The organism is Arthrobacter sp. CAN_A212 (assembly GCF_015752345.1).
GTDB lineage: Bacteria > Actinomycetota > Actinomycetes > Actinomycetales > Micrococcaceae > Arthrobacter_D.
The window spans coordinates 1-7,102 of sequence record NZ_JADOUT010000044.1; the positions used below are offsets into that span (position 1 = coordinate 1).

The 7,102-nt window shown below is 58.5% G+C and carries 6 protein-coding genes; 1 reads left to right on the forward strand and 5 read right to left on the reverse strand.

The window, feature by feature from the left end; all coding sequences use genetic code 11:
• Positions 1-73: 73 nt before the first annotated feature.
• The 5 genes from IWX64_RS16335 to IWX64_RS16355 form a co-directional block, all read right to left on the reverse strand.
• Positions 74-1,327, reverse strand: coding sequence for a type IV secretory system conjugative DNA transfer family protein (locus tag IWX64_RS16335; protein WP_196868182.1), 1,254 nt, complete (start codon positions 1,325-1,327; stop codon positions 74-76).
• Between the two features lie 43 nt (positions 1,328-1,370).
• The gene (locus tag IWX64_RS16340; protein WP_196868183.1) at positions 1,371-2,543 is read right to left on the reverse strand and encodes an ATP-binding protein; all 1,173 of its coding nucleotides are present in this window, start codon (positions 2,541-2,543) and stop codon (positions 1,371-1,373) included.
• Between the two features lie 911 nt (positions 2,544-3,454).
• Entirely contained in the window at positions 3,455-4,402 is a 948-nt protein-coding gene (locus IWX64_RS16345) for a hypothetical protein (protein ID WP_196868184.1), read from the reverse strand.
• A gap of 234 nt (positions 4,403-4,636) precedes the next feature.
• Positions 4,637-4,960: a hypothetical protein gene (locus tag IWX64_RS16350; RefSeq protein ID WP_334683379.1), complete on the reverse strand. Its 324-nt coding sequence runs from the start codon at positions 4,958-4,960 to the stop codon at positions 4,637-4,639.
• A 186-nt stretch (positions 4,961-5,146) separates the two neighbouring features.
• The gene (locus IWX64_RS16355; RefSeq protein WP_196868185.1) at positions 5,147-5,539 is read right to left on the reverse strand and encodes a hypothetical protein; all 393 of its coding nucleotides are present in this window, start codon (positions 5,537-5,539) and stop codon (positions 5,147-5,149) included.
• A gap of 409 nt (positions 5,540-5,948) precedes the next feature.
• On the opposite strand from IWX64_RS16355, the gene IWX64_RS16360 reads away from it, so the two are divergent.
• Positions 5,949-7,102, forward strand: a 1,154-nt coding sequence (locus IWX64_RS16360) for an ISL3 family transposase (RefSeq protein WP_334683380.1), incomplete at its 3' end; no start/stop codon positions are given.

Genomic DNA, 7,102 nt, shown 5'->3' on the forward strand with positions numbered 1-7,102 from the left:
GGCGTGATCTTGATGCAGACATGCTGCTGGTCTCACTTTCAGTAGAACCCCCATTTTAAGAGGGCCCACTGTCCTAAATCTCCACAGCAGTCCACATACGCCCGCCGAGACGCTCAGCGCGTTCTTCCATGGCTTCCGCCACAGCCACAGTGAGAGCCGTCGTCAAAGGCGCAGCAGTTCCAGCACCTTCCTTGGAAAGCACGTAAAGAGTTTCCTTGCTGGCCGCGAACTTACGCGGATCGAACTGCACCCGCTGATCAGTGGCGACCGTCGCGCCACCGCTGGGGGCAACCCAGCGCAGCGTGTTCCGGTTTTTGAGGCACTGGACCATCTTCTCCGCCGTGCCGAAAACACCGTCTCGCTGCTTCGGCGCAATGTTGATCAGAGCCTCCAACCCGGCAGCTTGCAACGGGTAATCGTGAGCTTCAAGGATCTGCACAGGCTCTTTACTGACCTGGACAGTAACCCAAATGTAAACATCGGTGATGGGCCGATCATCCAGGGCAGCGGCCAGGAACATCGATGTCAGCAGATCCTCCGCTTTCGGATCAAAATAGGCATCAGGCTTCGCCCCAGGCACCCGAGATCCAGAGGCAAAATGCTGAGTGAGCCTGGCCGCTTTATCTTCGTCAGTGACGTAAGAGAGCGGGTTCCACCACCAAGAAGGTTCCTCCTGCGCAATCTTCTGAGGATCAAAGATCCACACCGGAGCTGACACGGCACGCACCCCGCGAGTGGCATCAACCACGTCACGCTTATTTGAAGTCGAAATGACCGCACCAGGAGCATCCAGGATCGCCGGAATGATCCGGGCCGAGGACTTACCCGTTCGCGGACCCCAAATGTCGATACTGAGGTCTTCCCACGACTGGTAGAACGTCTGACCGGTCGAGACCACCGAACCAACGACAATCCCCGGACTGCCCTCAACACCCAACCGCTGCGCAGTGGCCTTAACGCCACGTTCTGAGAACGCAGCCAGTTCTTTGCCCCGGCCCATATACCGTGCAGCTTTATCAACGCGAGCTTTCTTCCCCGAGCGCTTCACCGACAAAATCACGAACGGCACGATCAGCAGCACCAGAGCCACGCCCATGCCCGCGGCAATAAATGTTGCCTGTACCGGCCAAGGGATTTCGCTTTTGAAGAGCCCCGCTATCAGCTCAATCGGATGAGACGGAGGCGCAGCGATACCGGCCAACGATGAGCCCCAGTGAGCGGACGCCCACGCACCGCCTAACAGCGCGGCAGCTAAGCCCATGACCGAGAACAACATGATGCCCTCGGTGTAGCTCCCGGATGTACCTTTACGGTTTGGTGCGCTCATTTACTGTTCTCCTGTTCCCCGGCAGGTCGGCCGACAATAGTCTTTAGAGATGGTGTTGGCGTTGTATGTAGTCGGCCATTCCCGGAACGGTGAAGGCAACTCGGCCGAGCGAGGGGGCGTAGATGATGCCTTTACTGATGAGCGAGGCCCGTGTCATGGTCATTGAGCTCTGTTTCCGGCCACTTCGCTCAGCGAGATCCGCGGTACCAGACCCGCCGTCCCCGTCGATGGCCATGAGCCGCAGGAACTCCTTTTCTGCCTTAGACGCGCGTATCCATCGTGACGGGAAGAGGCCTTGGTCAAGTTGCGATCGTCCTATGGTGACGGCAATCTTGGCGTCCTGGACGGTGATGAGCTTTTCGGGCGCCGTTTCCCATGCCGCATACCCATATTCCTGGATGAAGTAGGGATAACCTCCGGACACTTCGAGTAATAGGTCTCGAGCCTGCGTTTCATAGCGGGCACCATGTTTGGCCGCTGGTGCGGCCAGGGCAGAGATCGCGGCGTCGCGGGGGAGGGCATCGATATGCCGGTAGGTGAACAGCCGTTCAGAGTATGAGCGTGCTTCCGCGAGGACCGAAGGCAGATTGGGTAAACCCGCACCAACAATATAGAAAGGCCACTCTCGCTGGCCGGCCAAATGCTGTGTGCTGAGCAAAGCGGACAAGAGTGCATCGTCGAGATCCTGCATTTCATCGATGATGAAGACCAGGGCAAGGCGTTGATCTGACAATGCGACGCAGAGGTCTTCGATCATCTCCTCGAGGTCCACTTCGATAGAGCCGGAGTCCGCGCGACCAGCAGCAAGGCTGACGCCAATATCTATGCCAGTGACGCCCAGCTTCGCAGAAAAGGACACGATGCTCCCCAAGGCTTCTCTCAGGCCTGAAGGGATTCCGCGTCGGTTCGCTCTTCTGCCAGCTTGCAAAAGTCCGCGGGCAAGCTTCGCACGGACAGCTTCAGAACCCCCTTCCGCATCGCGGCCTTCAATCGAGACAATCATCAGCCCGGCGCGTTCCGCTTGCTGGCGGAACTCGTTAAGCAAAACTGTCTTCCCGACCCCACGTAGACCATGCAGCACAATGCCCCGATCTGGGCGCCTCTGCCTCGTCTTGGCGATAAGCAGGTCAAACGCCTCGATCTCCTTCGCTCGCCCAACCAGTTCGAAAGGTCGACGCCCCGAGCCAGGGGAGTAAGGATTCAAGTCACTATGCATACAACATTATAAACACGTATCCAAAAAAATGGATACCTGTTTATGGTTATTGATGGTGCCCCCGGTGAAGGCGCGGGACGAGTCGGCAGTGAGTCCACTGAGAGCACCAGGATGACTACGAAGACTGTTCTGGCTGATTTGACCTACTCGATCACGACGGCACTTCAGTACCTGTTTCTTGTTGGACGGCTTCATGACCTAGCCCATGCGTAGGTTCGCGCGAGGTGGTCGCAAAGATAAGTACTCGGTGGGCTGAAGACAGCCGCGAAAGCTACGGAACGTCCATAAAAGTGCTTCTGACAAGGCGTTTTATAACGCCGATAATCGACGTTTTTTAAAGTAGAACAGTGATTATTGCATCAGATGAATCATTTTTCTGTGATCTTCGGCGTAAGCCTGCATCGCGCCGACCCTGATGCATGAGGGAATCCCTGGCCCTTTTTAGTGAACCAGGGATCCTTTTTCATGGCTTACAGCAGTTTGGCCTGAGCCTCATGAAGCTGGCTGCCGCTGTCCTTCATGCTCATGCCCCTCGGGCCGTGGCGAAACCGACTCATGCACCCTTCGCCCATAGGAAGGCTGGGTTAGATCGCGTATGACCCACTCCCAATAGCCGAGGGAGGGATCGACGCTTTCACGCTTCCACATCGCCCCTGCGTACAGCGAGGTTGAAATCGCAACACTCAGGACGAAGAACAACCCGTCAACCAGCGAGATGGTTGCCACTTGATGGAACATCGCCACAGCGACAACAACGAGGAGCGAGACGCAGACAAGAGGCACCCAGCGGATTTGCGGAACTTTTAGACTGGCCAAGACCACTCCGAAGCAAATTCCTACGAGTCCTACGGCAATCAGTTGCATAATTTCCTCGCTATTGTTCTCGAAATATTTTTCGCTCTATCGTCATCCTAGTAGCAACCTGATCCGGTGTAGCGAATAGCAATCGGTGCAGGAATCGCTGCGAGAAAAATGCATTGGTTCGAGTTGCTTGCTGTCCGCGCCTGTATGAACCATGAACCTCCGGCGATCGCACAGGCGATCTTGAGCGTGCCTGGCACAACGCCACAGAATGCCACGGCAGACCCATAGCTTGCGAAGTTCCGAGTTTCTCGCTTGTTGAACTTCGCGCCGTACCCACCAGCAAACCAAGTCCACTGTGGATCAGCCACGACGGGGTACACGGTGTCTGCGGCAGGCATAACGACCTGGACCAGGTCATTTCCGCGGATCTGATAATGCGTTGGAATGTCCTTCCCAGTCGCATCGCGGGCCCAAGGCTCTGAAACATTGAACGCTTCGAACCCGTCCTCGGTAATCTTGACTGCCGAGATTGAACCATCAAATGCTTCCACTGGTTCGAATCCACTGCCGAGTCCGTAGCTAAACTCATGGGCCGCATCTTGGTTTCGAATGATCGTCTGCACACGCACCGAACCGTCGTTCAGAGTTTGTACTGCCGAGTCAACGCTGTCATCTGCTGACTGGTAGACGACTGTCCCATCCGACGCGATTTGACCATCTTCCAGAGCCAAACCTACCGGAAGGCTGACATCCATCGCCGTCCCGTTCGGTGCTTCAATACTGATTGGCGCACCAGGATCCTCCGGGATGGATACTGTGCTGGCGCCGGACGTGACCAATACACTCCCTTGGGCCATCGTCCCCCCTACGACGTCGCCCTGGTTAGGTGCGACTCGTTCGATTAGGCTGACCACCTGCTCGTCCGGGTTTTGTACCGCTGATGCTGGAACAACGCCGCTTGCCAGAAGGCCAAGTACGGCTGCGGTGACGGTGACGCCACGAAAGGCCGATCTTCTGCGGGACTTCAAACCTTCAGATAAACTTACTTCCCCCATAATATTTCCCCTCAGATTTCCACAAAGGAATCCTCGTTCATCTTTGAACGATTATTTGAAAATCCGTAGCTGAAGCTATTGCAAATGCTCCTACTACTTTTCGAAACGCTACTGCCTGATTTTGCTATAGGCAAGATATTTCATCAGGTATTGCCAGGCATTGAATCGTGAGGTAGAAGCGCCAAGATCACCCTGATGGGCACATCGACTGCACCACCTGGGACCAGTGAGCCGCTAAATCCTGCCTGATGCATGACGGGTTGGATCGTCCTGGTCGCACCCGGGGCCTTGAGATGGCACGGTGTCGGTCTGGACCTCAGCCCGGCGCGCAGGGAACTGTCCATTGAACGAGCGATGTCCTAGGTAGATCACAATCACCAACGCTGCGCTGATGGTCGTGAACGCCACAGCGGAATCTCCTGAATCGATCCCACGGGCCATCGCATAGGTCAGCAGGTACAGGCTGCCCAACAGGAATCCGTAAGCGATTTCCGGCCGCTTCAGTAGCTCCATGGCAAGTCTCGCGTCGCGGCGGAACCCGGCCAGTACCTCGAGCAAGCATGCCTGCAGGTTAGATCCGGCGTACACAGTTCGGAAATTCCCGTTTAGGTCATCCCATCGGCCCGGGAACCTGCCGTTGGTTGCGCATTCCCACCCGCTCCATGCCCACGGGTCAGGATGGAATCCGATTCACCAGACTCGGGTTTCCGCAGCAGCTGATATTAACTGTTCAGAACCCACCCGTCAGCCTGCGGCCGCGAACGTCCGGGCAGCGGCGAGGACGGCTTGTGCCGCATCCTCAACCCGGCCTTCTCGCAGCAGCCGCGCCGGCGGGACATCGTCCAGCTGGGGATTCACGCCTTGGAACCACGCCTGGACCACGGCGTGGGAGTCCCGCTCAGCAAGCAACGCGGCCGCATGATAGGCATGGCGCAACCGTGTCATCACCTCGGACGAGGGCCTTCGTTCGCCATCGGCCCATTGGCGCACGGCGCGGGTTTCCTTCACCGAGCCGATGTATGCAACCAGCTTCGCCCCGAGAATGTCGCGCAAGTCGCGAACCAGCTCGGTATCGGGAAGACGGATGGAATCCTGATGTGCTTTTAGCCCGCCACGGGCTCCTGCAACAGCTGTCATGCGTTACATCATTCCATGAAACGCATGCTGTATCAAGGGCGATATCACACTCCATATCACACCTCGGATAACGCCAATAATTTACCTTATGTACAGGCCAATCAGCACGCTGTGTATCTTGTCAGCCGAACGAGTCGGCCCTCTAGGCCTCAGTAAACAACCTCGCCGGGTTCTCGCCGCTCGCGTGATCGGACACCTCGGCTTCTACCCTCCGCCTACTGAGCCGATCACCGGCTCCACGCGGAGATCGCTACTCCAGGCAGTACCCAACGTAAATGGCTCTCCGTGGTTCGTGGTGAAAGTCGGGTTCGTGTCGTAAGCGCATAAGGGCTCGTGGCCCTGCTGGGATGGATGTTCTTGACGCATTCATCACTGACAGGAACCACGAGCCTTGATCGAGCCTACTGCCATGCGTACCGACGCTGCCACTACTGTTTTCAACCTTCCCGGTTACCGGGTCACCAGCGCGGAGGTCCTTGCCTGCGGGCAGCGTAGAATCCGGGTCGAATCAGTCCTGGAAGCTGGCTGCAGGGCCTGTGGGGTGATCAGTGCCCGCCGGCATTCACGCCGGTTCCAGCGGATTCGCGACATCCGGATCGCCGGCCCGGTCGAGGTCATCTGGTCCAAACGCCGGTTCTTCTGCGACGAGACCGAATGCGCCCGGACGACCTTCGCTGAATCTACCCCGCAAGTACCCGCATACTCGCGGTCCACGGCGAGGCTGCGGGAGGCCCTGACCGATGCGGTGATCGGATCCGGGCGTGCCGCGTCGGAGACCGCCACTGCGTTCGGTGTGTCCTGGTGGCTGGTCCAGCGGGCCCTGGATGCCGCGGTGGTGAAACTACCGGACGTGGACACCATGGCACCGGTCAGGCTCGGTATTGATGAGCACCGGTTCCGGTCCGTGCGGTTCTTCCAAGACCCGGCCACGAAAGCCTGGACCCGGTACGAACCGTGGATGTCCACCCTCGTCGACCTGGACACCGGGCAGGTCCTGGGCGTCGTCGACGGACGCGACAGCACCGGGGTCGGCGACTGGCTCAAGGCCCGCCCACTGGGGTGGCGGCTCGGCGTGCAGGTCGTCGCGATCGACCCGTCAGCGGCGTTCCGCAAAGCGCTACGGATGTGGTTGCCCCGCACCGCTGTCAGCGTCGACGCGTTTCACCTGAGCATGCTCGCGAACGCCATGGTCACCGAAGTCCGCCAACGCCTCTGCCAGGAAGCCAAGGGCCGACGCGGGCGGGCCACCGACCCTGTGTGGGCGAACCGGCGGCTACTGCTCAAGGGCGCGGAACGGCTCTCGGACCGGGCCCGAAACCGTCTCGAGGTGGTCTTCTCCGTTGATGATCCCACCGGCGGGCTGCAGGCCGTCTGGGAGGTGAAGGAACAACTCCGGACACTGCTGCACACTGGGTCGATCGCTGAGGCCACCGCGGCGAAGACCGAGCTCGCAAGACTGGTCGACCGTGCAGGCCAGCCCGAGGCCAGAAGGCTCTACCGCACGGTCTGCCGGTGGTGGAACGAGATCGAAGTCCTCATCGTCACCGGCGCCACCACCGCGAA